Source organism: Streptomyces sp. NPDC058758 (genome assembly GCF_042746075.1).
Classification (GTDB): domain Bacteria; phylum Actinomycetota; class Actinomycetes; order Streptomycetales; family Streptomycetaceae; genus Streptomyces.
Map to the genome: position 1 here is coordinate 192,907 of NZ_JBHYPS010000007.1, position 26,117 is coordinate 219,023.

At 75.2% G+C, this 26,117-nt stretch carries 24 protein-coding genes and 1 pseudogene; 16 read left to right on the forward strand and 9 right to left on the reverse strand.

Translation table 11 applies throughout. The features are described from left to right. Positions 1–25: 25 nt before the first annotated feature. Positions 26–945: pseudogene (locus tag ACFW6A_RS12145) on the forward strand (ADP-ribosylglycohydrolase family protein). A gap of 89 nt (positions 946–1,034) precedes the next feature. After that, positions 1,035–1,493: an SRPBCC family protein gene (locus tag ACFW6A_RS12150; RefSeq protein ID WP_386485417.1), complete on the forward strand. Its 459-nt coding sequence runs from the start codon at positions 1,035–1,037 to the stop codon at positions 1,491–1,493. Positions 1,494–1,643: 150 nt separating this feature from the next. Here the strand turns inward: ACFW6A_RS12150 and ACFW6A_RS12155 are convergent, their stop codons facing one another. Beyond that, positions 1,644–2,750, reverse strand: coding sequence for an AI-2E family transporter (locus ACFW6A_RS12155; RefSeq protein WP_386485414.1), 1,107 nt, complete (start codon positions 2,748–2,750; stop codon positions 1,644–1,646). Positions 2,751–2,918: 168 nt separating this feature from the next. Here ACFW6A_RS12155 and ACFW6A_RS12160 point away from each other — a divergent pair, with 168 nt between their 5' ends. Beyond that, positions 2,919–3,593 (forward strand): amphi-Trp domain-containing protein, encoded by a 675-nt coding sequence (locus ACFW6A_RS12160; RefSeq protein ID WP_386640251.1) that lies wholly within the window; start codon positions 2,919–2,921, stop codon positions 3,591–3,593. Positions 3,594–3,693: 100 nt separating this feature from the next. Here ACFW6A_RS12160 and ACFW6A_RS12165 read toward each other — a convergent pair whose 3' ends face one another. Next, a complete protein-coding gene (locus ACFW6A_RS12165; RefSeq protein WP_351855874.1) occupies positions 3,694–5,109 on the reverse strand; it encodes a lamin tail domain-containing protein in 1,416 nt (471 codons plus the stop codon). A gap of 353 nt (positions 5,110–5,462) precedes the next feature. On the opposite strand from ACFW6A_RS12165, the gene ACFW6A_RS12170 reads away from it, so the two are divergent. The 4 genes from ACFW6A_RS12170 to ACFW6A_RS12185 all read left to right on the forward strand — a co-directional run bounded on the left by ACFW6A_RS12170 (position 5,463) and on the right by ACFW6A_RS12185 (position 10,129). Further along, the gene (locus ACFW6A_RS12170) at positions 5,463–6,731 is read left to right on the forward strand and encodes an amidohydrolase family protein (protein ID WP_386487230.1); all 1,269 of its coding nucleotides are present in this window, start codon (positions 5,463–5,465) and stop codon (positions 6,729–6,731) included. A gap of 64 nt (positions 6,732–6,795) precedes the next feature. After that, positions 6,796–8,151 carry an amidohydrolase gene (locus ACFW6A_RS12175; protein WP_351855880.1) on the forward strand — a complete coding sequence of 452 codons (1,356 nt, stop codon included), beginning with the start codon at positions 6,796–6,798 and terminating at the stop codon, positions 8,149–8,151. 575 nt (positions 8,152–8,726) lie between these two features. Further along, positions 8,727–9,677: a S1 family peptidase gene (locus ACFW6A_RS12180; protein ID WP_386640256.1), complete on the forward strand. Its 951-nt coding sequence runs from the start codon at positions 8,727–8,729 to the stop codon at positions 9,675–9,677. 227 nt (positions 9,678–9,904) lie between these two features. Then, positions 9,905–10,129, forward strand: coding sequence for a DUF6458 family protein (locus ACFW6A_RS12185; protein WP_351842599.1), 225 nt, complete (start codon positions 9,905–9,907; stop codon positions 10,127–10,129). 33 nt (positions 10,130–10,162) lie between these two features. On the opposite strand, the gene ACFW6A_RS12190 is transcribed toward ACFW6A_RS12185, so the two are convergent. Beyond that, positions 10,163–11,149, reverse strand: coding sequence for a glutathione S-transferase family protein (locus ACFW6A_RS12190; protein WP_386640259.1), 987 nt, complete (start codon positions 11,147–11,149; stop codon positions 10,163–10,165). 343 nt (positions 11,150–11,492) lie between these two features. On the opposite strand from ACFW6A_RS12190, the gene ACFW6A_RS12195 reads away from it, so the two are divergent. The 6 genes from ACFW6A_RS12195 (at position 11,493) to ACFW6A_RS12220 (ending at position 17,336) form a co-directional block, all read left to right on the forward strand. Then, entirely contained in the window at positions 11,493–13,208 is a 1,716-nt protein-coding gene (locus ACFW6A_RS12195) for an amidohydrolase (protein WP_351842595.1), read from the forward strand. Positions 13,209–13,239: 31 nt separating this feature from the next. Then, positions 13,240–14,004: a LuxR C-terminal-related transcriptional regulator gene (locus tag ACFW6A_RS12200; RefSeq protein WP_351842593.1), complete on the forward strand. Its 765-nt coding sequence runs from the start codon at positions 13,240–13,242 to the stop codon at positions 14,002–14,004. A gap of 204 nt (positions 14,005–14,208) precedes the next feature. After that, entirely contained in the window at positions 14,209–14,994 is a 786-nt protein-coding gene (locus ACFW6A_RS12205) for a sulfite exporter TauE/SafE family protein (RefSeq protein ID WP_351842591.1), read from the forward strand. 113 nt (positions 14,995–15,107) lie between these two features. Next, positions 15,108–15,935 carry an alpha/beta fold hydrolase gene (locus ACFW6A_RS12210; protein WP_386640262.1) on the forward strand — a complete coding sequence of 276 codons (828 nt, stop codon included), beginning with the start codon at positions 15,108–15,110 and terminating at the stop codon, positions 15,933–15,935. Between the two features lie 107 nt (positions 15,936–16,042). Continuing rightward, entirely contained in the window at positions 16,043–16,885 is an 843-nt protein-coding gene (locus ACFW6A_RS12215; protein WP_386640371.1) for a helix-turn-helix domain-containing protein, read from the forward strand. Next, positions 16,875–17,336 (forward strand): hypothetical protein, encoded by a 462-nt coding sequence (locus ACFW6A_RS12220; RefSeq protein ID WP_386640265.1) that lies wholly within the window; start codon positions 16,875–16,877, stop codon positions 17,334–17,336. Before ACFW6A_RS12215 ends, ACFW6A_RS12220 begins: the two co-directional genes overlap by 11 nt. 139 nt (positions 17,337–17,475) lie before the next feature. Here ACFW6A_RS12220 and ACFW6A_RS12225 read toward each other — a convergent pair whose 3' ends face one another. Together ACFW6A_RS12225 and ACFW6A_RS12230 are read right to left on the reverse strand one after the other, a co-directional pair. Beyond that, the gene (locus ACFW6A_RS12225) at positions 17,476–18,360 is read right to left on the reverse strand and encodes an NAD-dependent protein deacetylase (protein WP_351842583.1); all 885 of its coding nucleotides are present in this window, start codon (positions 18,358–18,360) and stop codon (positions 17,476–17,478) included. Between the two features lie 122 nt (positions 18,361–18,482). Further along, on the reverse strand, positions 18,483–18,893 hold the full coding sequence (locus ACFW6A_RS12230) for a VOC family protein (protein WP_386640269.1): 411 nt from the start codon (positions 18,891–18,893) through the stop codon (positions 18,483–18,485). A gap of 496 nt (positions 18,894–19,389) precedes the next feature. On the opposite strand from ACFW6A_RS12230, the gene ACFW6A_RS12235 reads away from it, so the two are divergent. After that, positions 19,390–20,205, forward strand: a complete 816-nt coding sequence (locus ACFW6A_RS12235) for a class I SAM-dependent methyltransferase (protein ID WP_386484343.1) — start codon at positions 19,390–19,392, stop codon at positions 20,203–20,205. Between the two features lie 257 nt (positions 20,206–20,462). Here the strand turns inward: ACFW6A_RS12235 and ACFW6A_RS12240 are convergent, their stop codons facing one another. The 3 genes from ACFW6A_RS12240 to ACFW6A_RS12250 all read right to left on the reverse strand — a co-directional run bounded on the left by ACFW6A_RS12240 (position 20,463) and on the right by ACFW6A_RS12250 (position 23,027). Beyond that, entirely contained in the window at positions 20,463–21,362 is a 900-nt protein-coding gene (locus tag ACFW6A_RS12240; RefSeq protein ID WP_386640374.1) for a dihydrodipicolinate synthase family protein, read from the reverse strand. Between the two features lie 87 nt (positions 21,363–21,449). Beyond that, positions 21,450–22,160: a B3/4 domain-containing protein gene (locus ACFW6A_RS12245; protein ID WP_386640273.1), complete on the reverse strand. Its 711-nt coding sequence runs from the start codon at positions 22,158–22,160 to the stop codon at positions 21,450–21,452. A gap of 30 nt (positions 22,161–22,190) precedes the next feature. Next, a complete protein-coding gene (locus ACFW6A_RS12250) occupies positions 22,191–23,027 on the reverse strand; it encodes an EamA family transporter (RefSeq protein WP_386640276.1) in 837 nt (278 codons plus the stop codon). Positions 23,028–23,146: 119 nt separating this feature from the next. Between ACFW6A_RS12250 and ACFW6A_RS12255 the strand changes: the two genes are divergently transcribed. Further along, positions 23,147–23,722, forward strand: a complete 576-nt coding sequence (locus ACFW6A_RS12255; RefSeq protein ID WP_386640279.1) for a helix-turn-helix domain-containing protein — start codon at positions 23,147–23,149, stop codon at positions 23,720–23,722. 267 nt (positions 23,723–23,989) lie between these two features. Here ACFW6A_RS12255 and ACFW6A_RS12260 read toward each other — a convergent pair whose 3' ends face one another. Then, positions 23,990–24,391, reverse strand: coding sequence for a hypothetical protein (locus tag ACFW6A_RS12260; RefSeq protein WP_351842571.1), 402 nt, complete (start codon positions 24,389–24,391; stop codon positions 23,990–23,992). Between the two features lie 199 nt (positions 24,392–24,590). Here ACFW6A_RS12260 and ACFW6A_RS12265 point away from each other — a divergent pair, with 199 nt between their 5' ends. Next, entirely contained in the window at positions 24,591–26,105 is a 1,515-nt protein-coding gene (locus ACFW6A_RS12265; protein WP_386640283.1) for a carboxylesterase/lipase family protein, read from the forward strand. Positions 26,106–26,117: the final 12 nt, after the last annotated feature.

A 26,117-nucleotide genomic window follows, 5' to 3' on the forward strand; every position in this document is an offset into this window, starting at 1 on the left:
TCCGGCACGCTGCGATACTCCCGCGATGACCGCGATACCGACCGCCGTACGGGACTCCTTGCGCGGGCTCGCCTTCGGTGACGCCTTCGGCGACCGCTGGTTCGGCATCCTCCGCCGCGACGGCGAGGCGTCCCTGGCGGCCCGGACGCCGCCGGCCGAGGAGACCTGGCGGTGGACGGACGACACCGCCCAGGCCCTCGTCCTCGTCCGCGAACTCGCCCGGAACTCCGGCGCCGTCGACCAGGACCGCCTCGCCCGCGCCCTCGCCGCCGCCTACGCCGCCGACACCCACCGCGGCTACGGCGCCTCCATGCACGACGTCCTGCGCCGGATCGGCGCCGGCGAGCCCTGGCGGGAGGTCGTTCCCGGCCAGTTCGGCGGCCAGGGCTCCTGGGGCAACGGCGCGGCCATGCGCGTCGCCCCGCTCGGCGCCTGGCACGCCCACGACCTCGACACCGCCGCCGAGCAGGCCGCCCGGCAGGCCGTCGTCTCCCACCACCACCCCGAGGCGGTCGCCGGAGCGGTCGCCGTCGCCCTCGCCGCCGCGCCGGCGGTCCGCGGCCGGGGCGCCCCCGCCCCCGACCGCCCCGACTTCCTCCGGGCCGTCGCCGACCGCCTCCCCGACGGCGACGTCCGGTCCGGACTGCGCATCGCCGCCCGCATGCCCGCGCGCACCTCGGTCCGGCACGCCGCCGAGGTCCTCGGCTCCGGCTACCGCATGTCCGGCCCCGACACCGTCCCCTACGCCCTGTGGTGCGCGGCCGGGCACCTCGACGACCTGCACGAGGGCCTCTGGACCACCGTCGCCGGGCGCGGCGACATCGACACCACCTGCGCCGTCGCCGGCGGCGTGATCGCCGCCGCACGGGCGTCACCGCCCTCCCGGCCGCCTGGCACGCCGCCCGCGAGCCCCTCCCGCCGCTCCGACCGGGCGCCGCGGACTGAGCCGTCCGGAGCGTCGAACGCCCCGAACCGCGCCGGCCTGTGACGATGAGCCCGTCCGTCCGGTTCCCCGCGCGTCAGGAGGCGCTGCCATGTCCGGCCAGTTCGAGGCCACGGTCGACGTCGACCGGCCCGTCGACGAGGTGTTCGCCTACCTCGCCGACGGGCGCAACGACCCCCAGTTCAGCCCCCGGGTGCTCCGGATCGACCGGATCCCGGAGGGCCCCACCGCCGTCGGCACCGTCTTCCGCAGCACCGTCAAGGACGCCGGGATGAAGACCGCGCGCGTCTTCCGCGTCACCGCCGTCGAACCGCCCCGGACCCTCCGCTGGGCCGAGGAGTCCAAGAACCTCGTCACCGCGGCCCGCGGCGGCTACGACCTGGAGCCGCTGCCGAGCGGCGGCACCCGGGTCCGGATCCACAACGTCCTGGAGGGCCACGGCATCGGCAGGCTCCTCGTCGGCCTCGCCCTCGCCGCGGCCCGCAAGGACGCCCCCGACTTCGGACGGCGCATCAAGGCGGCGGCCGAGGCGGCGATCCCGGCGCCCTGACCTATGGCGGACCGGCCCGCCGGACGGGACCGGTGGACCGGACCGCGGACGGGGCCGGTGGACCGGACCGCGGACGGGGCCGGTGGGACCGGACCGTCGAGCCGGGCCGGGCCGGGGGAGGGCGCCGCCCGGGTTCCCTCCCCGGGGGCGTCAGTCCGCCGTCCCGACTCCCTCCGCCCGCCCCGGGGCCGCGTCCGTACGCCTCCGGGCCTCGCGCAGCGCCGAGTGCACCGACCACACCACCGACACCAGCGGGACCGCCACCACCGCCCCGACGATGCCGGCCGCGATCGACCCCGCCACCACCGAGATGGCCACCACCAGCGGGTGGAGCCGTACCGCCCAGCTCATCACCAGCGGATGCAGGACGTGGCCCTCGATCTGGCCGATGACCACGATCAGGGCCACCACCAGCCCCGCCACCAGCGGGCCCTTCGCCGCCAGCGCCACCACGGCGGCCACCGCCAGGGCGATCGGCGAACCGATCAGCGGCACGAACGCCGCCGCGAACTCCAGCAGCGCCAGCGGCACCGCGAGCGGCACGCCCAGCAGCCACAGCGCCACCCCGACGAGGACCGCGTTCACGGCCGCGACCAGCACGATCCCGTGGGTGTACCCGGTGAACGTCCGCCACGCCGCCCGGCCGCCGACCGCCACCCGCTCCCGCACCGGCTCCGGCAGCTGCTCCTGGAACCACGTCCACTGGCGGTCCCCGGAGTGGAGGAAGAACACCGAGGAGAACACCGCAAGGGCGAGCGTCGTCAGCACCGCCACCACGTGGTGCGCGCCGCTCACCGCCTCGCCGACCAGCGCCGACCGATGGCTGGACAGGAACTGCCCGGCCCTCGCCTCCAGATCCGTCAGCGCCTCAGGACGGACGCGGAACGGCGGTGCCTCCAGCCACCGCTGGATGCGGTCGACGCCGTCCCGGAACTCCCGCACCAGCGTCGTCCGCTCGTCCGCCACCGCCTCGCCCACCAGCGCGAGCACGCCCAGGACGAGCGCGAGCCCGCCGAGCAGCGTGAGGGCGACCGCGAGCGGACGGGGCAGGCCGCGCGCGACGACGTCCGCGACCGGCCGCAGGAGCGCGGTGACCACGAGCCCGAGGAAGAGGGCCACCCCGATCTCGTGGAACCGCCCGAGCAGGGCGAACAGGGCGTAGACGAGAAGACCGACGACGAGCAGCCGCCACGCGTACGCGGCGGCCGTGCGGAGGAAGGGCGCCACCTGGGGCGGCCCCGCTGACTGCGGCTGCATGGCCGACGGCTACCACCGCCGCGTACGAGGTCCCCGCCCGCCGCACCGAATCCGTTCGGCCTTCACCCGCCCAGCGGCCAACCAAGATCAATAGTATTGTCCGGAATGTATGACCCCGTACGACCCCGTAACGCCACGCGACACCCCGTACGACGACCGGAGGCCGTCATGAAGGACTTCAAGTACGAGCGGAAGCGCTCGCTCTCCCGGGCGGACGCCGCCGACCAGCTGTCCGCCCTGGCCGACGCCCTCCGGAAGGGCGGGGAGGCGGAACTCGGACTGGGCGGGGGCGTTCTGAACCTCCGGATCCCCGACGACCTCCGCGGCGAGATCGAGCTGTCCGTCGAGGACGGCGAGATCGAGATCGAGGTGGAGCTCAAGTGGCCCATCCGGGGCACCGGGAAGCCCGCGTCGAAGAAGCCGGTGACGGCGAAGGTCGTCGCCGACCGGAAGGCCCCGGAGAAGCCCGCGGGCAAGAAGGAGCCGACCAAGGCCTCCGCGAAGAAGGAGCCGGCGAAGGAGGAGTCCGCCAAGAAGGAGCCGGCGAAGAAGGCGGTGGCGAAGAAGGCTTCCGCGAAGCACAAGCCGGCCGACAAGGCGCTCGCCAAGAAGGCCCTCGCCAAGAAGGCGTCCGCCGACAAGGCCGCCGCGAAGAAGGCGCCGGCGAAGAAGGCGCAGGCGAAGAAGGCCCCCGCGAAGAAGGCCCCTGCCGAGAAGGCGCCCGAGAAGAAGGCGCCCGCGAACAACGCCCCCGCCAAGAAGGCCCCCGCCAGGAAGGCCCCCGCCAAAAAGGCGCCGGCGAAGAAGGCCCCCGCCAAGAAGGCCCCCGCCAAGCGGTCGTGACCGCAGGGCGGGGGCGGGGCGGTGGACGCCGGGGCCGGGCGCCGGAACGGTCGGCCGGCCGGACGGTCGGCCCGCCGGGCGGCGGCCGGGCGGCCGCGGGTCAGCAGGTGACGGTGCCCCTGCGCAGGGCGTGGCCGCCGGTGTTGGAGTCGTCCGACCAGTAGACGGGCTTGCCGCCGGCCACGCACTCGTCCGCGCCCGCGAGGGCGAAGCCCTCGTTGTTGACGTCGGGCATGCCGGTGGGCCGGGCGTACGCGGCGGTGACGGCGAAGGCTCCGGAGGCGTCGACCTTCAGCGTCCGGTGCTGCCCGCCGCAGGTGTCGTCGCACACGGCCCACAGCCGGGACGCCTGCGGCTCCCACTGCACCTCCATGACGCCCGCCATGCCGGTGGCCACCGAGGTGACGCGGGTGAAGGCCCCGGAGTCCTGGAGGACGTAGCCGTGGACCGCCCCGGTCCCCTCGACGCCGACGAAGAACACGCCGCCGCCGTGGGCACCATATCCGGCGGGGGCGTACGGGGCGCCGGTGGAGGAGTCCTCGAGGCCGGCGGCGGTGAGGGCGGCGTCGGGGACCCAGGTGACCGCCTCGAACCCGGCGTTGGAGCCCGTCGCCGGCAGGTCCGCGGTGAGGTTCCACTCGCGGGTGGCGGTCAGGGTGGCGCCCGTGCCCGTGACGTCGTACCGGAGCACGGACAGCCGGCTGGTGCCGGACGCGTCGCCGTTCCGCTCGCTCGCCACGAAGACGCCGCCCGCCGCGCCCGCGCCGGTGACCGTCACGCCCTCGCCGTCGGGCGTGCCGGAACCGCCGGGAAAGCGCAGGGTCTTGCCGGAGGCCCAGCCGTTCGCCGTGTCGGGGGTCCAGCCGCCGGAGCCGTCCCGGACCAGCCGCCACAGCCTGCCGCTGTTCTGCGCGGCCCAGAGCACGTCGCCCTCCTGGTGCAGCCCGCTCAGGTCGCCGCCGAAGACGTCCGCCGCGTCCGCCGTGGCCACCGCGCCGGCGCCGGGCCAGGCCGCCGGGCCCGTACCGCCGGTTCCGCCGCAGGCGTTGGCCGCGCCGAGCGTGACGGCGGCCGCCTTGAACGCGCCGGTGCCGTCGGGGCAGCGGGACCAGGACGGCGAGGAGTGGCTGCTCCAGCTGTGGCTGTCCACGAGCGTGCTGCCGTCGGGCAGGTAGAGGCGCGCCTTGTCGCTGGAGCCGAGCCCGAACCTGGCGTGCACGTCGAAGGCGCGGAAGCCGCCCGGGGCGAGCGTGGTGCCGGCGGCGATCGTGTACTTCGAGCCGTTGTTGTCGTCCTTGAGGATCCAGCCGGAGACGTCGACCGTCGCGGTGCCCTTGTTGTAGAGCTCGATCGAGTCCTCGACGGACCCCGTGGTGACGACCTCGTTGACGCGGATGTCGTCGGCGGGCGCGGCGTGCGCCGGCGCGGCGGTCAGCGCCCCGAGGAGGAGCGCCGGTACGGCGGCGAAGACGAGGGTCAGATCACGGCGCCGGCGGCGTGCACGCGAAACGGTCACGGAAGTCCGTCCTGGAGTTCGAGGGGCAGAGCGCCACGACGTTCGCGGTCCCATCCGAACGCCGCCCCTCCGGCCCGGACTTCCCCCGTGAACAGCAGCCGAAGCCTTCCCCCCGCCCGCCCTGGCCCCCGGGGGCTCCGGGCCGCCCGTGGTCCACGGGCTAGTGAGGGGGACCCGCCGACGTTTGCGTATACCAAAAATCCCCCAGGGCGAGGTCTTTAAACCTCGCACCCTCGGCGGAAGGGGAAAATCCCTGTATCCAAGGCTCCTCTCGTCCGGTACCCCTTGTTCCGCATCCTGAACTTGGTATACAAAACGGGGACCCGTGGTCGTCCTGCCCCCGAGGAGTCCCCATGTGCGTCGACGCCACCCAGCCGGTTCCCGCCGCCCTGACCCGTCGCGGCGTCCTCGCCGGTGCCGCCGTGCTCGCCGGCACCGCGGTCGCGACCGGCACCGCCCGGGCCGCCGCGCCGACGTCCCCCGCGCGTGCGCGGACCGGGGACCTGGTCATCCGGGGCGGCACGCTGCTCGACCCCGCGACCGGGGACGTCACCGAGGACGCGGTGGTCGTCATCCGGGGCGGCACCGTCACCGCCGTCGGCCGCGCCGGCTCCGTACGGGTCCCGGACGGCCCGCCCGTCCTGGAGGCGCACGGGCACTGGGTGCTGCCGGGCCTCACGGACGCGCACATCCACCTCAGCGGCACCGCCGAGGCCCGCGCCGCGCTCCGCCACGGCGTGACGAGCGCGCGCAGCGGCTCGACCTCCTTCTATCAGGACATCGCCCTGCGCGAACTGGCCCGGCACAGCCCGGAACGCGCGCCCCGGCTGAGGGCCGCCGGCGTCTTCGTCACGCCCGTCCTCGGCGACACGGTCCTGGCCGACCCCGACCTGACCCCGCTCGCGCGGTCGAAGGACGGCGTCCGGTCCGCCGAGGCGCTGCGCCGGGTGGTCGACGTCAACGCCGCCCGCGGCGCGGACGTCGTCAAGACCAGGGTCAACGAACGCGCCGGCCTGCCGGACCAGGACCCGCTCACCCAGGTCTACTCGCACGAGCAGCTGTCCTGGATCGTCGCGGCGGCCCGCCGCCACGGCAAGGACGTGCTCTGCCACAGCTACAGCGAGAAGGGCTGCCACGACGCCGTCACGGCCGGCGTCCGCTCCCTGGAGCACGGGGTGTTCGTCGGCGAGCGCACCCTGCGCGAGATGCGCCGCCGCGACACGTACTTCACCCCCACGCTCACGGCCATCGCCGGTCTCGCCGAGAGCCCGGACCCGGTCCTCGCCGAGCGCGGCCGCACCTTCCTGCCCGTGCTCGAGCGGGCCGTGCTGGCCGCGCACGAACTCGGCGTCCCGCTCGCCGCGGGCACCGACTCCTCCGGGGGCACGGTCGACCCGGTCGGCGGCGAGGTGGAACTCATGCACGCCGCCGGGCTCCCCGCCCTCGACGCCCTGCGCACCGCCACCACCGGCGCCGCCCGCCTCCTCGGCCTCGACCGCACGGCCGGCCGCCTCGCCCGCGGTTACGCCGGCGACGCGATCCTCCTGGCCGGCGACCCGCTCGCGGACCTCTCGCTCCTCAGGAGCCCGGTCCGCGTGGTCCGCGCGGGCGTCCCCGTGTGATCCCTCCCGCCCTTCCGACTTCCTTCCCCCTCCTCTTTTCTCTCCCTCACCCATGGAGTTGTCGATGCAGAAGTCCCCGGCGCCCACCGGTGCGCTGTCACGCCGTTCGATGCTGGCCGGCGCCGCGGCCGTCGCCGGCACGACGGCCGCGGCGGCCGTGACCGCGCCCTCCGCCTCCGCCGCGCCCTCCGCCACGGCCCCGGCGGCCTCTCCCGCGGCGCCCGGCAGGGCGGACCGCAGGGCGCGGACCGTCGTCTTCCGCAACGTCCGCCCCTTCGGCGCGGCGGCCACGGACCTGGTGGTCGTCGACGGCCGGATCACGGACGGCCCGGCGCCCCGTGGGGCGAAGAGCGTCGACGGCGGCGGACGGATCGCGCTTCCGTCGCTGGTCGACGCCCACATCCACCCCGACAAGACGACGTGGGGCGGCGCGTGGGTCTCGCGGCGGCCCGCCGAGACGATCGCCGACTTCGTCGAGCAGGACGTGGAGCTCTTCCGGGCCCAGACCCGCTCGGTGGCGGAGCGCGCGTACGGCCTCATGAGCCACGCCGTCAGCCGCGGTACGCGCGGGATGCGCGCCCATGCCGACGTGGCCCCGGCGTACGGCCTGGCGGGTGTCGAGGGGCTGGCCGAGGCCCGCCGCCGCCTCGCCCACGCGCTGGACGTGCAGATCGTCGCCTTCCCGCAGCACGGCGTCATCAGGACCCCCGGCACGGCCCGCCTCCTGGAGGAGGGCGCCCGCAGGGGCGTCGTCGACATGATCGGCGGCATCGACCCCATCGGTTTCGACCACGCCCTCGACGAGCACCTGGACACCGTCTTCGGCATCGCGGACCGGCACGGCGTCGGCGTCGACATCCACCTGCACGACGGGGGCGACGAAGGCGTCCGGGCCATCCGCGGCATCATCGACCGCACCAGGGCCCTGTCCCTCGTCGGCAAGGTGACGATCAGCCACGTCTTCTGCCTGCCGGGCCTGTCCGACCGCGACCTCGACGCCCTCGCGGCCGACCTCGCGGACCAGGACATCGCCCTCACGACGGTCGCCCCCTCCCGCGACCTCGTCCTCCCGGTCGCGCGGCTGCGCGAGCACGGCGTCCGCGTCGGCCTCGGCTCCGACGGCGTCCGCGACTCCTGGAGCCCCTTCGGCAACGCCGACATGCTCCACCGCGCGCACATCCTCGGCTGGGTCACCGACGTCCGCCTCGACGAGGAGCTGGCCGACTGCTACCGCGCCGCCGCCCACGGAGGCGCCGACGTCATGGGCCTGCCGCACGCCGACCTGAAGCCCGGCGCCCCCGCCGACTTCGTCCTCGTCAAGGGGCAGGGCCTGCCGCAGGTCGTGGTCGACATGCCGCAGCGGGACGTCGTCGTCCACGGCGGCGTGGTCGTGGCACGGGACGGGGAGCTCCTGTCCTGAGGGAGTGCCGGGCCTGAGGAAGTCCTGGGCCTGAGGGAGTCCCGAGCCTGAAAAAGTCCCGGGCCTGGGAGAGTCCCGGGCCTGAGGAAGTCCTGGGCCCGGGGGAGCCCCGGGTCCGAGGAGGTTTCCGGCCTCTGGGGGTTCCCGGCCTCGGAGGGCTTCGGGCCGGAGGGTCGCGATCCGGCCAGCGGGCGGATCGCCGCGAAGGCGGACGAGCGCCCCGTACGGCTCCGGCCGGGGCGGTCGGCCCCACCCGCTCGCCCGGTGCCGGAAGGCGCCGGGCGAGCGCGGCCCGGGGGCGGGTCGCCCCGCCGGTGAACTGCAACGTCTCTCGGAAATTTTCTGACGGAACTTCAATGCCGCGCCCCACGGGGTCCTTTCGCGCATCCACTCCTCCCCCCTGAGGGGTGGACGCGCGTAGAGCGGCCGAAAGTGCGCCTTGCCGCGACCGTCGGCGGAGCCGAGGATTCCTCCCGTAGTCGAAGTTGTCAGGTTCATGGCGGCGCGCGTCATCCTCGTCGCGCCGTCCCCGATCGCACTCCGCCGTGAGCCGCCCACCCAGCGGCTCGCCCCCCATGGAGGATTCAGTGAACCGTCCGTCCCGCACCACCCGCACGAGCACCGGCACCCGCGGCGACCGCCGCGCCAAGGGCACCCGCCTGCTCGCCGTCCTCGGCGCGTTCGTCGCCGCGACCGCCCTGGCCGTCCCGACCTCCTCGGCGCAGCAGGCCGACGCCGCGCGCGCCGACGCCGCCGCGCTCACCGTCACCAGCGACGCCGTCCTCCGGGCGGACGTCCCCGGCACCGCCTGGTACACCGACCAGGCCACCGGCAAGGTGGTCGTCACCGTCGACTCGACCGTCTCGCAGGCGGAGATCGCCACCCTCCGCAAGGCCGCGGGCGACAACGCCGCGCACCTGAGGATCGAGCGCACGACGGGCAAGCTCAACAAGCTGATCGCGGGCGGCCAGGCCATCTACTCCGGCGGCGGCCGCTGCTCCCTCGGCTTCAACGTCCGCAGCGGCAGCACCTACTACGCCCTGACGGCCGGTCACTGCACCGACTCCGCGAGCACCTGGTACACCAACTCCGCCAACACCACGCTGCTCGGCAGCCGGGCCGGCTCCAGCTTCCCCACCAACGACTACGGCATCATCCGCCACTCCAACGCCTCCGCCGCCGACGGGCGCGTCTACCTCTACAACGGCAGCTACCGCGACATCACGGCCGCCGGCAACGCCTACGTCGGCCAGTCCGTCCAGCGCAGCGGCAGCACCACGGGTCTGCGCGGCGGCACGGTCACCGGCCTCAACGCCACCGTCAACTACGGCAACGGCGACATCGTCTACGGCCTGATCCAGACCAACGTCTGCGCCGAACCCGGCGACAGCGGCGGCGCGATGTTCTCCGGGACCACCGCCCTCGGCCTCACCTCCGGCGGCAGCGGCAACTGCTCCTCCGGCGGCACGACGTTCTTCCAGCCGGTGACGGAGGCCCTCAGCGCCTACGGCGTCAGCGTCTTCTGACCCGGCGCCACCCGCCCCCGGCACTCCCGCGCCCACGCCGGCACCCCCGGCGTGGGCGCGTCCCGTTCCCGTGCGGGGCCAACTCGCCCGACCACGAGGCCCGATGACGACAGGCGTCCCGAAAGCCGCCGGCCGACAGCCGACGACCGGGCAGCCGGACGGCCGGAATGAACGGAGGACCCGGGGGTACGCGCAGCCCATCCAACCCATCAGCGAGGAGAACCAACATGGGCCTGGGACTGTGCATCATCCTGATCGCGGTCGGAGCCATCCTCACCTTCGCGACCGACTGGCAGGCGGAATCGGTCAACCTCGATCTCGTCGGGCTGATCCTCATGGCCGTCGGCATCGTCGGGACCGCCGTCTACTCCAGCATCCTGCGCCGCCGCCGCATGGTCGTGCCGCCCGTCGCCCCCACGGTCACCGAGGACGAGCGCCGCGACCTGCTCTGAGACGTACGCCCCCGGAACCGCCGGCCCGCCGGATCAGGTGAGCGGCGGCACCGCCTCGGACGCGGGCGGCGGCCCCGGCGGCGTCCCGTCACCGAAGGGACGGCCCCCGAGGGCCTCCCGCCCGTGGGGCGAGAGCCAGGCGCGGACGTCCGGACCGCGCGGCACGATCCCGGTCGGGTTGATGGCGTGGTGGACGACGTAGTAGTGGGCCTTGATCTGATCGAAGTCGATGGTGTCGCCGAAGCCGGGGGTCTGGAACAGGTCCCGCGCGTAGCCCCACAGCGCGGGCATTTCGGTCAGCTTCTGGCGGTTGCACTTGAAGTGGCCGTGGTAGACGGCGTCGAAGCGCACGAGCGTGGGGAAGAGCCGGACGTCCGCCTCGGTGAGGGTGTCGCCGACCAGATAGCGCCGGCGCGCGAGCCGCTCCTCCAGGGCGTCCAGCCGCCCCCACAGCCGCGCGTACGCCTCGTCGTACGCCCCCTGCTCCCGGGCGAACCCGCACTGGTACACCCCGTCGTTGACGTCCCGGTACACGGCGTCGGCGACCTCGTCGATCTCGTCGCGCCACCGCTCCGGATACAGCTCCGGCGCGCCGTCCCGCTGGTGGGCCCGCCACTGGCTGCCCAGATCGAGCGTGATCCGCTCGAAGTCGTTGGTCACCACCTCGCCGCTCGGCACGTCGACGATCGCCGGCACGGTGATGCCGTGCGGGTAACCGGGTTGCCGCCGCTCGTAGGCCTCCCGCAGCAGTTCGATGCCGAGGACCGGGTCCCGCCCGCCCGGATCCCGGTGGAACGCCCAGCTGCGCTCGTCGTGCAGCGGCCCGGCCACCCCCAGCGACAACACGCCCTCCAGGCCCATCAGCCGCCGCACGATCGCGGCCCGGTTCGCCCACGGGCAGGCCCTGGCGATGACCAGCCGGTAGCGGCCGGCCTCCACCGGGCGCCCGTCGCGCCCGTCGGCCGTGATGCGGGTGGTCAGATAGCTCCGATCGCGCTCGAACGCGCCTCCGGCGGCCATGGTCCGTCCTTCCCTGCGGGCACCGCGCACCCGTCGTGCGCCGCCCCCGGCTGCTACCCGCCCCGCCCCGGCGTACGCGTCACGACAGCCCGCACGCCGCATCCGCCTCGCCGATCTCGCCGGTGCCGGTCCGCGCCCGGCACCGCGGCCCTCGGCGACGCTCACCGCCAGACCCTCGCGCCCTCCCGCCCCCTTCCCGTCCGGACGGGCGCCAGGGGGCGGTCCGATCCGCGCGGCTCGTATCGGTGGGATGACCGATGTGGGGCGGGGGCGGGTTCGGCGACAGTTCTCGGAGATCGTTCGCGGGCGGTTGTGGCGCGCCCGTTCTTCGAAAGGACCCTGTGTGGATACGTATGCGGATCTGGTGTTCGTCGGCGGCCGGGTGGTCACGGTCGACGCGGAGTTCTCCGTGGCGGAGGCGCTGGCGGTGACCGGGTCGGTCATCAGCGCCGTGGGCACGCGGGAGGACGTGGCGCCGCTCGTCGGACCCTCCACCCGTGTCGTGGACCTGGAGGGGGCGACGCTGCTTCCCGGCATCAACGACTCCCATCTGCACGGTTGTGCTTTCGGGATGGCGTCCCCGCCCTTGTCGGTGGAGGTCGGGCATCCGGCCGTCTCGTCCCTCGCGGACGTGGCGGAGGCGGTGCGGGAGGCGGTCGGGCGGACCCCCGCGGGGCAGTGGGTCACGGGGCACGGGTGGGACACCGGCTTCCTCGCGGAGTGCGCGGCCGATCCGTCGCGGCAGCCCTCCCGGGCCGATCTGGACGCGGTGAGCCCTGACCACCCCGTCGTCCTGTACTCCTTCTCCGGGCACGCCACCTGGGTCAACTCCAAGGCCCTGGAGCTGATCGGCGTCGACCGGGACACCGTCGCCCCGCCCGGTGGCGCGATCGTCACCGACGGGGCGGGGGAGCCGACCGGGCTGCTCCACGAGGGGGCGCAGGCCCTCGTGCAGAACGCGCTGCCCCCGCTCAGCAGGCAGGAGCGGACCGACGCGATCCGTTCTACCCTCGCCACGCTCGCCGCCCTCGGCGTGACCAGCTACACCGAGCCCGGGCTCGGCCCCGGCGGCGACGGCATCATGCGCGGCGCGCTCGGCACCGAGACCCTGGAGGTCTACCGCGAGCTGCTCGCGGACGGCGAGCTGACCGCCCGCGTCGGCGTCCTGGTCCTCCCCACCGGCATGACGAGCACCGCCGAGGAGTTCGCCCGCAACCTCGACGCCCTCGACCTCCCCGAGGAGCGGGACCCGCGCCGCCTGACGATCCACGGCGTGAAGGTCTTCGCCGACGGCATCGTCCCCAACAAGACGGCCTGGATGCACGAGCCGTACGTCGGCGGCGGCTGCGGCTCCCTCTGCGTCGGCGGCGACCTCGACGACGAGCGGGTCGACGAGATCCGGGCCATGGTCCGCCACGCCCACGCCGCCGGGCACCAGCTCGGCGTCCACGCCACCGGCGACCGGGCCATCGACACCGTCGCGGACGCCTTCGCCGAGGCCGCCGCCGCGCACCCGCGCGACGACGCCCGCCACTACGTCATCCACGGCGACTTCCTCACCCCGCACGCCATGAAGGTCCTCGCCGCGCACGACTACGGCGTCAACATGAACCCCACCATCAAGTGGACCGTCGCCGACATGGAGGAGGAGTTCGTCGGCGCCGGCCGGGCCGCCTACGCCTGGCCGTACCGCGACGCCCTCGACGCCGGGGTGCGGGTCGCCAGCGGTTCCGACGCCCCCGTCACCCACCCCGACTGGCGGCAGGGCGTCGCCACCATGGTGCTGCGCGAGTCCAAGGCCGCCGGCCGGGTCAGCGGGCCGGAGCAGCGCATCGCGCTGGCCGAGGCGATCCGCACGTACACGATCGACGCGGCCTGGCAGGACTTCGCCGACGACTGGAAGGGCTCCCTGGAGACCGGCAAGGCCGCCGACCTCTGCGTGGTCGACGGCGACCTGCTCGGCGCCGACCCCCGCGCCATCCCCGGCATGCCCGTCGTCCTCACCGTCCTGGACGGACGGGTCGTGTACGACGCCCTGCCCGGCGAACCGCGCGATTGACGTATCCCGGACAGATGATCATCCTGGGGGGATGGCAGCACGGCACAGCACAGCGGACCTCCTGGACGCCGCCGTCCACGTCCGCGAAGCCGCCAGGAGCGCCACCGCGGGCGCGACCGGTGTCGGCACGGTCCTGACGGCGCTGGCGGAGGTGGTCGAGCACGACCACGCCTCCCTGGCCCGCTGGGACCCCGAGCGCCGCCGCCACACCACCCTGGCCGGGAGCTACCCGCAGGAGGCCACGGCGTACATCGAGGGCCGCCTCCACCACGACCCGGTCTTCCCCGTGCTGCGCAGCCCGGACCGGGGCGGCCTGTGGCTCGGGGACGTCCCCCCGCCGCTCCTGGCCGCCTCCCCGGGCTTCCGGGACGTGCTCGCCCCGCTCGGCATCGAGGACGGCGTGGCCCAGTGCCTGTTCGCCGCCGACGGGCGGTACGTCGGCATGCTGAACGTCAGCATCCGCCGGCCGCGCCGCACCCCCGACCCGGCCCGCGCCGTGGTCACCCTGCTCACCGAGGCCCTCGCCGCCGCCGTGGCCTCCTGCGAGGACCCGGCGCCCGGCGGGGCGCCCCCGGAGCCCGCCCCGGGCCGGCCCGGCGGGCTCTCGCCCCGGGAGCTGGAGGTGCTGGCCGAACTGACCGCCGGGCGCACCAACCGGCAGATCGCGGAACGGCTGTACATCACCCCGCGGACCGTCGGCACCCACATCGAGCACATCCTCGCCAAGCTCGACCTCCCCAACCGCGCCGCGGCCGCCGCACGCGCGGCGGCCTGGGGTATCCGGGCACCCCGCTGAGAGGGACGGGCCACCGGCGGCGGCGAGCCACCGGAGGCGGCGAGCCACCGGGAAGGCGGGCCGTCGGGAAGGATGGGCCGCCTGCAGTGACGAGCAGCGGGGAACGACGGGTAGCGAGCAGCGAGCAGCGAGCAGCGAGCAGTGGGGAGCGGCGAGTAGCCGGGAGGGCGAGCCACCAGCAGGGACGAGGAGGGGACGGGGAACGTGGAGTGGACGGTGTGGGCGGGCCTCGCGGCCGGCCTCCTGATCTCGGTGGTGACCGCCCCCGTGGGGGTCTCCGGCGCCGTCTTCCTGCTGCCGGTCCACCTCAGCGTCTTCGGCGTGCCGAACCCGGCGGTCACCCCGACGAACCTGCTCTTCAACGTGGTGGCCGGCCCCGGCGCCCTCTGGCGCTACCGCCGGGACGGCGCCCTGCGCGGCCCGCTGGCCCGGCGCCTCGTCGCCGGCACCCTGCCGGGGGTCGTCGCCGGCGCGGTGGTCCGCGTGTACGTCCTCCCGGGCCCGGCCGTCTTCCGGCTCCTCATCGCCGCGCTCCTCCTGCCGCTGGGCGCGTGGCTCTTCGTCCGCACCCTCCGCCCGGCCCGCCACCGGACCGGCGCGCCCCGGGAACCGTCCCCCGGCGCACTGACCGCCCTCGCCCTGGCCGTCGGCGTGGTGGGCGGGATCTACGGCATCGGCGGCGGCTCGCTCATCGGCCCGGCCCTCGTCGCCCGGGGGCTGCCCGTGTCCCGCGTGGCCCCGGCGGCGCTCGCGACGACCTTCGTGACCTCGGTCGTCGGCGCCGCCGCGTACGCCGTCCTCTCCCTGGCCGGCTCGGGTGACATCGCCCCCGACTGGTGGCTCGGCCTGGCCTGCGGGCTGGGCGGCCTCGTCGGCGGCTACCTCGGCGCCCGCCTCCAGCCCCGCCTGCCCGAACGCGCCCTCCGGCTCCTCCTGGCCACGCTCGCCACCGCCGTCGGCGCCCTCTACGCCTTCCAGGCCCTCACCTGACGGCTCCCCCTTCCGCGACCGCCCGCCGTGGAGACGGCGGTTCCGGCGATGTCCGGCCCCGCGACGACATTCGTACAAGACCGGAGGCCGCCCGCCCCGGCATCCTCCCGGGTATGGCTCTCCACGACGGCAAGCACGTACACGGGGTACACGAGACGCACGGGATGCGCGTGGTCCACGACGGCCCGCGGGACGCGCCGCCGCTCGTCCTCATCCACGGATCGGGGGCCGCGGGCAGCTCCTGGAGCCCGGTGGTCCCCGCACTGGCCGGCCGGCACCACGTCATCCGGATCGACCTCCCGGGCCACGGCCAGTCCCCGCCCGCGACGTCGTACGACGTGCCCGGGCAGGCGGCCAGGCTGGCCGCGGCGCTCGACGAGCTCGGCCTTCGCCCGGTCACCGTGGCCGGGCACTCCAGCGGCGGGTACATCGCCACCGCCCTCGCCGAACAGCGCCCGGACCTGGTGGGTTCGCTCGCCCTGATCAGCAGCGGTCCGAGCCCCGACGCGCTCCTTCCGCAGCCCGCCCTCCTCCGGGCCCTGATCGCCCCGCCGCTCGGCCCGCTCCTCTGGAGGGTCCGTTCCGACGCGATGCTCCGCCGGGGGGTGACCGCGGTGTGCAACCTTCCGGTGGACGTCCCGGACGACCTGGTCGCCGACGTACGGGACATCGGGTACCGCACGTTCAGGACGGTGCTGCGCCGGAACGGCGCGTACATCGCCGAGCGGAGCGTGCCCGCGCGCCTGGCCGCGCTCGACGTCCCGGTCCTGGTGGTCTTCGGCGCCGCCGACCCCCGCTGGGATCCGGCCTCGGCGCACCACTACGACACGGTGCCGAACGCGCGGGTCGAGCAGCTGTCCGGCGTCGGGCACTTCCCCATGCTCGAAGCGCCGGAGGCGACCGGCGAGTTGCTGCTGCGCTTCGCGGAGACGGGCCGCTGACGCCCATCGCCTAGTCTGGTGCCGTGAAGCCCACCGGATCACCACCCGACTGGGCGTCGGTGGAGGTCGCCGTGCCCCGCAGGCCGGGTCTGCTGCCCGGCGTCAGCATGGCCGGGTTCCGCCAGTGCGCCGCGGTGGACGTGGACATCGCCATGGTCCCGCACCCCTCGGTGACGCTGTTCGTGGACCTGAGCGACGGAGACGGTCTCGTCCGCGACGCCCACGGCCGGCGCGCGTGCGGCAGCACGGTCGCCGGGCTGGTGCCGGGCGCCCTTCGGCTCGGGGGCCGGGCGGCAGGAAGGATCGCGTGCCTCCAGATCCGCCTGTCGCCCGTCTGGGCGGCCGCGGTGTTCGGAGCGTCGGCCGACCTCAGCGGGACGGTGGTCTCCTGGGAGGACGTCTGGGGCCGCGACGCCGGGAGAACCGAGGAGAGGCTGCGCGCCGCCGCGTCGTGGGACGAGAGGTTCACGATCGCGGCGGACGCCCTCGGCCGGCGGATGAGCGCCCGCCCGCCGCTCGATCCGGAGGTTGCCGCCGCCTGGCGGCTGATGCGCACCGGCCGGGGACGGGTGCGGGTCGACGAGCTGGCGAACGAGCTGGGATGGAGCCGTAAGCGCCTGTGGTCCCGCTTCCGGTCCCAGATCGGCCTCACCCCCAAGCAGGCCGCCCGGCTGGTGCGCTTCGACCACGCCGCCCACCTCCTCGCGGCGGGTGAGGCCGCCGCCCGGGTGGCGGCCGCCGGCGGCTACGCCGACCAGGCCCACCTCCACCGCGAGGTCAAAGCCTTCACCGGGGCGACCTCCACCGCCGTGGCCGCCGCGCCGTGGCTCGCCATCGACGACGTCGCGTGGCCGGCCTCGTTCGCGGACCCGACACCGTCACGGGGAGAGCGGCACGGTGGTCCTTCGACCGGGATCGTGGGAGGGGGCGGGCGGATCCGTGGACGGTGACCTGCGGCGTGCGGCCGTCGTGTCGCTCGCCGCACTCGGGCGGAGCGACGACTGGCACGACCGGGCGGACGCCGGCCACAGCCTGGCGGGGTTCGCCGAGACGCAGGAGGCGGTGGGGCCCCTCCTGGAGCTCGTGCTCGATCCGGGCGACACCTACGTCACCCTGCGGACCGCGGAGGGTCTGCTGCGACGGAAGGACAGGGCCGGCCTGGCGATCGTCGCGTCCGCCCTGGCGGTCGCCGACGACAACCACGCCGATTGGATCCACACCGCGGTCGTCAATGCCTTCGGCATCTTCGCGGAGGACCTGGACGAGGCGCTCCGGCTCTGCGAGGAGATGTCGGACGACGCCGACGACCGTGTCGCCCGGGGCGCCCGCCGCCTGCGTGCGAGCCTGGCGGGAATCGATCCCGTCCTCCGCCCGCCTAGCCGGGACGATCGCCGTCCGTGAGGCCACGGACTCTCGCCGGCGGGAGCGGCCGAGGCCGTTCCCCCTCGGCGTCGCTCGGACCGCCCCGCCCCGTGCCCACGACGACGGCCCGGTCCCGGAGCGGTCGCATGACCGGCCGGACGTCCCCGGGGCCCGGTGCTCACTCCACGGAGAGGCCCAGCCGTTCGGCGACCGTGGTCAGCGCCTTTCCGAGGGGCAGGGCCACCCGGGCGGCGGCGAGCGTGTCGCCCCGCGTCGGGTCCCGGTTGACGATCACCACGGGCGTGCCGGCTTGCGCCGCCTGCCGGACGAACCGCAACCCCGACATCACCGTCAGCGACGAGCCCAGGACCAGCACCGACGCGGCGCCCCGCACCAGCTCCCGGCAGCGCTCCACCCGCTCGGCGGGCACGGTCTCGCCGAAGAACACCACGTCGGGCTTGAGCACCCCGCCGCACACCACGCACGGCACCACGTGGAAACCGGCCACCTGCTCGTCCGTGAGGTCGGCGTCCCCGTCGGGATTGACCGCGGCGGGCACCGGGTCGAACCCGGGATTGGCCTCCTCCAGGCGCCGCGCGAGCTCCCGCCGCGCGCTCACGTCCCCGCACCCCAGGCACACGACCCGGTCGAGGCCGCCGTGCAGCTCCACGACCCCCTCGCTCCCGGCGGCCTGGTGCAGTCCGTCGACGTTCTGCGTGACGACCCCGGTCAGCAGCCCGGCCCGCCCGAAGGCGGCCACGGCCCGGTGCCCGTCGTTGGGCCGCGCCCGCCCGAAGGTCCGCCACCCGAGGTGGCTGCGCGCCCAGTACCGCCGCCGCGCGCGCTCGCCGCCGGTGAAGTCCTGGTAGGTCATCGGCGTGTGCCGGGTCAGGCTGCCGCCCTCGCCCCGGTAGTCCGGGATCCCCGACTCCGTGGAGATCCCGGCCCCGCTGAGCACCAGCACGCCGCCGGCCCGTACCACGTCGGCCACCGGCTCCAGGTCCGTCGTCGCCGGCGGGAGGTCCCCGGTCGGTGTCCAGCTCAAAGTCGGCCGCATGCGCATGCCGCCAGCGTACGGAACCGGCCGCCCGCTTTCCCCTCGCCGGGAGGGGGCGGAGGAGCGAGGGCCCGCGCGGGACGCCCGGCGTCGGCCGGGGCGGACCGGGCGGCGGGGCCGTCGCGGGCTCAGGCGATGGACCAGTCCCGGGTCGAGAGTACGAGCAGGTAGCCGTCCGGGTCCCGGAGCGTCACGCCCCACGTGTCCCAGTACGGGTTGTGCGCGGGCACGCGCTTGCCGCCGTGCTCTTCGAGCCGGCGGACGAGCGCGTCCGGGACCTCCTCGCCGAGGTAGACCACGAGCAGGTCCTCGGCGGTCGGCCTGGGCTCCGTCGGGGCGGCCGGGTCGTGGACGAGTTCGAGGTGCCAGGAGGCCCCGCGCCACCCGACCATGAGCAGGGAGTGCAGGCCCCGCGTGCCGTCGGCCCCGTGCCGGTACTGGACGTCGAGGCCGAGCCCCGACACCCAGAAGCGTTCCGCCGCTCCGAGGTCACGCGAGGGGCGGGCGATGCGGATGTGGGCCGTGGCGTCGGCGGGCACGGGAGGACCTCCTCGTCGGGCGCGGTCCTGGGCGAACCGGCGGGCGTCACCGAGCGTAGGGAGCGGGCGCCCGCCCGCCCATCGGACGCTGGTCCTACACCCGCCGGAGGGCCCGGCCCCAGCCCCCGGCCCGATCCGCCCCGGGGCTCCGGCCCGATTCTCTGCCCTGTCCGACCCGATTCTCTGCCCTATCCGACCCGGGCCTCGGCCAGATCCGGCGCCGGGCCAGATCCCGCGCCCAGCCAGATCCGGGGCCTGCCGGGACGCTGTCCCCCTGGGTGCCGTCTCCTCCCGGGCACTGCGGCCGCCTCGATCCGGCGGCCGCCCCGACCCGCCCTCGGCTGCCCCACCCCCCGGACCGCCCCCCGGGGCCGCCTCCCGGGCCCCCTGACCGCCCCCCTGACCGCCCCCGGGCCGACCCGCCCACTTTCGGCCGCCCAGGCCCGCTCCCCGCCGCCCCCGGTGGTCTCGCGGCGGCGGGCGCTAGGGTCGGCGGATGTCCGAAGACCATGAAGTCTCCCCGGCTCCCGGGACGTTCGACAGCGCCCTGGCCGTGTGGCGGGAGTGGCAGGAGGCCCCCTGGGGGCGCCTGCGCTACGCGACGGCCGAGGCGAACCTCGTCCGGCACGCCGAGGCGCTCGGCGACGGCCCGCTGAGCGTCCTCGACCTGGCGGGCGGCGACGGCGGGGACGCCGTACGCCTCGCGGCGCGCGGGCACCACGTGACGATCGTCGACCACGCCCCCGCGATGCTCGCCGCGGCGGCCGAACGGGCCGCAGCGTGCGGACTGGCGGACCGCGTCGCCTGCGTCGAGGGCGATGTGCACCGGCTCCCCGACGACCTCGCCGACGGCGCCTTCGACGTCGTGCTGTGCCACAACCTCCTCGCGTACACGGACGACGCCCGGCGCACCCTCGCCGCCTCCCTCGCCCCGCTCCGGCCCGGCGGCCTCTACTCGCTGATGGCGATCAACCGCCACTCCCAGCCGCTGACCCTCGCCGTGCGCGAGCTCGACCTGCCCGCGGCGACGGCCGCGCTCGACTCCGACCGGGCGGGAACGCGGATGTTCGGCTCGTCGCTCGCCCTGCACACGGCCGAGGAACTCACCCGTCACCTGACCGACCTGGGCTGCGAGGACGTGCGCCACTACGGCATCCGCAACGTCTGCGACCACATCACCGACGACGCCCGCAAGCACGAGCCCGCGTTCTACGCCGACCTCGAACGCCTCGAACTCGCCCTCACCGCGCGCCACCCGTACATGCACACCGCCCGTCTCCTCCAGCTGGTCGGCCGGAAGCGCGCACGGTGACGTCCGTCTCCTCCGGGTGTGAGCAGTCGGGGCACAGGGGATCCCGTGAGATCGATCTCGGCCGGCCGGCAGACCGTTCTGCGGCCTCGCTGGGGTTCGAGGAAAGACCGTCGAGAGGGTGCCGGCGCCGGCTACGGCCCGCCCCGTGCTGGTCGGTGCGGGGGCGCATGGCCGCGCGTTCTCCAGCGGGGGAGTGGGGCGGAAGGAAGTCCGGAGCGCCGTCGCCCTCCCGGGGCGCGGAGGGCGGCGGCGGGGTGTCAGGTGTGGAGCCGGAGCTGCTCGATCACCGTGGCGAGGTGGGCGCGTTCCTTGGCGTCCAGGCCGCGCAGCGGCAGCGGGAGGTTGCGGTGGGCGGTCAGGCCCAGGTGGGCCGCGGCCGCGGCGACGACGCGCAGGGAGCCTCCGTGCTGGACGAACAGGTCCCACAGGGGCTGGAGCCGCTGCGACTCCTGCTCGGCCTGCTCGTGCCGGCCGGCCTGGGCCGCGCGGGTGAGGGCGAGAGCCGGCCGGGGGAAGGTGCCGCCGATCACCGAGTACCACGCGTCGCATCCCGCGTTCAGCCCCCGGGCCGCGGCGGCGTCTCCGCTGATACCGATGGTCACCGTCTCGGGCAGGAGCCGGCGCAGGTGCTCGACGCGAGCCCGGGCCTGTTCGGGATCGGCGGGAAGGGCGGGGATCTTGACGGAGGCGACCTGCGGCAGCCGGGCCAGGCGGGTGTAGAGCTCGTCGGTGAAGGTGAAGTGCGTGGTGCCGGGGTTGTCGTAGATCACCAGCGGGACCGACAGGTTCGCGGTGACCTCCTCGAACAGTCCGAAGACATCCTCCTCGGTCAGCGGCTGGTAGGACACCGGCGCCAGCAGGACGGCGGAGGCCCCGGCGTTCTGCGCGTCCTCGGCGGCCCGGAGGACCTGGCGGGTGCGCAGGGCCCCGATGCCGACGATGACCGGCACGCCGTCGGCGTGCTCGACCGCGAGGCGGGCGACGCGGGCGCGTTCCTCGAGGGACAGGTAGGCGTAGGAGCCGGTGGAGCCCAGCGCGCCGATGGAGTCGACGCCGGCGGCGGCGAGCCGCTGGACCAGCGCGGCGTACGCCTTCTCGTCGACGTTGCCGTTGCCGGGGACGGGAGTGAGCGGGAAGGCGCTCAGGCCGGTGAACAGGACGGGCCTCCAAGAGGGAGCGGGGGGGCGGACCTTCGGCGGCGGGCTGTGGCCCCGCCGCCGTGCTGAGCGGACGGGCCGGGGCGGTCAGGCGGTGGCGTCGGGGTGGGCCGGGCTGAGGTGGTGCACGGTGCTGCTCTCGCAGTGCGGCTGCAGGAGGGCCCGCAGGTCGCCGGCCGCGGTCTTGAGCAGCTGCCCGTCGCGGGTGGCGGCGACGGTCTCCAGGACGAAGGCGACGCGGGTGGAGTCCTCGGTGACGCGGGTGCGGTGGGCGTCGCGGTGGTTCCAGTGCCGGGTGAGCACGTCGGTGGTGTCGGTGTAGATGACCTCGCCGGGCTTGGGCGTCTCGGTGGTGCCGGGCTCGCCGAGTGGGGTGAAGCTCTCGCTGCCGTCGGCGTGGCGGATCTCGACGTCGCCGGTGACCCGGTCGAGGTCGAAGGCGCCGGCGGGCAGACCGTGGCGGACGGAGACGGCGTTGTAGGAGTCGACGGCCGGATTGATCCGGGGCAGGGAGCCCTTCTTCGCCAGGCGGCGGCCCAGGGCGTCGACGCTGGGCCGGATGCGGCGGGGGTTGGTGCCGAAGGCGCGGTAGACGGCATGCCACGCCTCGATGCGCGGGTCGTTCTCGTCGGCCGGGGACCAGGAGCCGTCGGCGAGCCGGGCCTCCAGTTCCTCCAGCGCGGCGGTCGTGGCAGGCCACGGCTCGCGGCCGCGCAGGCCGGTGGCGGTGACGACGGCGACGAGGGTGTCGGGGAAGGCACCGGCGACGCCGGGGGCGAGGCGGAAGACAGTGGTCATCGGAGGGTCCGTTCCGGGGGTGGTGTGCGGTCAGGTGAGGGCGAGGAGACTGACGGCGACGGCGGCGGTGCCCAGGCCGATCAGCTGGCCCCGGTGGATGCGCTCGGCCAGGACGCTGCGGGCGAGCAGGACGGTGCCGGCCGGGTACAGGGCGGTGATCACGGCGACGACGGCGAGGTCGCCGCTGCGGGCGGCGAGCAGGAACAGCAGGTTGGCCACCGAGTCCAGCACGCCGGCCGTCGCCGAGATCGCGTACGCGGGCTTCTCCGGGCCCAGGCGCCGGAACATCACGCCGGCCGCGGCCAGGATGACGGCGGAGGACACGGCGCGGCCGACGATCAGCGGACCGACGCCGCTGTCGGAGGGCGCCTGGTGCAGGAAGACCAGCTGCAGGGCGATCGCGGCGCCGGCGCCGAAGGCCAGCAGCAGCGCGGTGCGCGACGGCCGCGCCGACTTCGCGCCGTGCCCGGCGCTGACCAGCACCACCGCCGCCAGCGCCAGCGGCAGGCCGATCAGCCCGGCCGGGCCCAGGTGCTCGCCCTGCAGCAGGCCGACGCCGACCGGCAGCATCGCCGAGACCAGCGCGGTGATCGGCGACAGCACGTTCATCGGGCCGATCGCCAGGGTCTTGTAGAGCAGGGCGAAGGCGGCGGCCGACGCCACGCCGGAGGCCGCGCCCCAGGCGAGGGTGGCCGGGGCGAAGGAGGCGCCGAGGAAGGGCCACAGCAGCAGCTCGACGGTGAGCGAGGCCGGTGCGGCGATCATCACGGTCCGCAGGACGTGGGCCTTGCGGGCGCCCAGGCCGCCGAGGAAGTCGGCGCACCCGTAGGCTAGGGAGCTGCCCAGGGCCAGCAGGAGAGCGATCACGGTACGTACATCCCTTACTATCAACAGAACGACCACACCGTACAACGCACCGACCGCCGGTCGTCAACCGAACGACCGCGTGGTGCAGCGAACCGACCTGCTGCTGGAGGGACGAACCGATGGCCGAGACCGAGGCGGCACTGCGGACGCTCGCGCACAACGTCCGCACGGCCCGCACCCGCGCGGGACTCTCCCTGGACGAGCTCGGCCGCCGCGCCAAGGTCAGCAAGGGCGCCCTCGTCGGACTGGAGAAAGCCCAGGGCAACCCCAACTTCGCCACCCTGGTCCGCCTCGCCGACACCCTCGGCGTCTCCGTCTCCGCGCTCCTGGAGGGCAGCCCCGACCAGCGCGTGCGGGTCGTCAGTGCCGACGCCGTCATGCCCCTGTGGAAGGGCGAGCGCGGCAGCGAGGCCCGGCTGATGCTGACCACCGGCGGCCCGGCGGCCACCGAGGTCTGGCGCTGGACCCTGGAGCCCGGCGAGGAGTACCCCAGCCACCCCCACCAGGCGGGCGTGACCGAGACCGTCAGCGTCACCGCCGGCGAGATGGTCCTCGTCGTCGACGGCGTCGACTACCCCGTCGCCGCCGGACAGACCGCCACTTTCGACGCCCACACCACCCACACCTACCGCGGCACGGGCACCGGGACCTGCCACCTGATCATGACCGTCCACCTGCCCCCGGGCCCCGCGTAGACCTCGAGGGGGCGGGGCGGCCGGAGCGCCTGGCTGTCGGTGAAGGATCGTTTGGCGACAGGTGGGCGGCGCGTCCCGTGAACCCGTGCGATCGAGGGGTTCGCGGCGGCGCCCAGGGCCTCGCCGCGGTCCCGGCCCGGCCCGGCGCAAGGGTCGCCGCGCGTACGAGGACGGGGGCAGCGCACTCTCGCCGACCGGACCGTGCTCGTTCTCGCCGGGATTTCCTGTACCCCGACTACGCACACCCGTCTTCGGGGCCCGTGGAGGTCACGCGTCGGCGGACTCCGCGAGCCGTTCCAGCTCGCGCATCGCCTGGGAGTGCGCGCTCATCCGCCGGCTCACCAGGCCGGTCGTGAAGAGGGCCACGCCGGCGATCGAGACGGGGAGGGACAGCCCGAGCACGGCCAGGGCCTCCGGCCAGTCGCGCTCGCCCTGGCACCAACTGCCGCGGGCGCTGCCCTGGTTGGCGGTGGAGCGCTCGGTGAACAGGCGCGACTCGCACTGGGCGGGGTACTTGTCGTCGGGCTTCCGGTCGACCTCGTACGGCGTGAGCAGCAGCACGGCGCACCAGGCCCACAGGAGCGCGGCCACACCCAGCAGCCCCATGCCCCAGCGGCTCGTCCGCAGGGCACGGTCGCGGAAGTCGAGGTCGAAGTCACGTGATCGCATGGGCGTCGAACCTAGCAGCGGCCCCGCACGGGCCCGCGGGCGCCTCCCCCCGGGGCCGGGGCGCGCCTTTGCCGGGACGGCCCCATTGACAACGCGCGCGCGTGGATCGAGGGCGCCCCGGTGTTGGACCGGGCGGCCGCCGGAACGCGAAGCTGATCTTCGGCAACCCGCCCGCCCCCCCCTGAAACGAGGCCGTCCCATGGACGACGTGTTCGAGACGAAGAGCGGCGCGGTCCGCGGATTCCGCGCCGCGGACGACGTCGTCGCCGTGCTCGGCATCCCGTACGCCGCGCCCCCGTTCGGCGCCGACCGGTTCCGGGAGCCGCGCCCGGCCCCACCGTGGAGCGGGGTCAGGGACGGTACGGCCTTCGGGCCGGTCGCCCCGCAGTCGGCCCAACTCCCCGGCGCCCCCTCCTGGTCGCCCGGCGACGAGGACGTCCTCACCCTCAACGTCTGGACCCCGGTGTCCGCCGCCGGCCGCCTGCCCGTCCTGGTCTGGATCCACGGGGGCGCCTACACCTTCGGCTCCTCCGCCCAGCCCGACTTCGACGGCACCGTGCCGGCCCGGGCCGGGCTGGTCGTGGTCACGCTGAACCACCGGCTCGGCTTCGAGGGCTTCGGACACGTGCCCCCGGGCGCCGACGGCACCGCCCCGCCCGACAACCGGGGACTGCTCGACCAGATCGCCGCCCTGCGCTGGATCCGCGACAACGCCGCGGCGTTCGGCGGCGACCCGGAGGCCGTCACCGTCGCCGGCCACTCCTCCGGCGCCACCGCCGTGGCCTGCCTGATGGTGATGGACGCGGCTCGCGGCCTGTTCCGCCGCGCCATCGCCCACAGCCCCGCCGGCCCCTTCCACACCCGGGAGATCGCCGCCGCGACCACCCGCGAGATCGCCGCCGCGGCCGGCTGCGACGCCACCCCCGCCGGCCTCGCCGCGGCGACGCCGCAGGCCCTGGTCGCGGCCTCGGACCAGGTGGTCGACGCGTACCGGAACGATCCCTCCTCCGGCTCCCGCCACTACGACCCCTCCCTCTTCGCCCCCGTCCTCGGCGGCGCCACCCTGCCCGCCGACCCCCTCGCGGCCCTCGCCGCGGGAGCCGCCCGCGACGTCGACCTGCTGGTCTGCCACACCACGGAGGAGTACTGGCTCCTCGACGCCGTCGGCAGCTGCGCGAAGCTCACCACCGACGCGCAACTCGACCGCTTCGCCGCGGACTTCGGGCTCTCCGGAGACCTGGTCGAGGGCTACCGCTCCGCGCTGCCCGGCGCCTCCGTCCCCGAGGTCCACCTCGCCCTCTTCGGCGACCTGCTCTTCGGCGAGTTCACCCACCGGCTCGCCGAGGCCCACGCCGCCGGCGGCGGCCGGGCCCACCGCTCCGTGTTCGACCGCCGCCGCGGAGGCCCGGACGGCGCGCCCGTCCGGGCCTGGCACTGCGCGGACGTCCCCTTCGTCTTCGGCACCCTCGACGACCCCCGCCTCTCCTTCCTCATCGGAGGCGCGCCCGGCGCCGAGGACCGCGAACTGTCCCGCCGCATGGTCCGCGCCTGGTCCGACTTCGCCGCGACCGGCGACCCCGGCTGGCCCCCGGTCACCGACACCACCGAGCGGACCGCCCACGTCTGGACCCCCGGCGACCAGCAGGCCACGGACCGCCCCGCCCCCGACCGCGCCCTCTGGGCGCGCACCGGCTTCCCCGTCCTGCGCCCCTGACGGTCGTCGTCC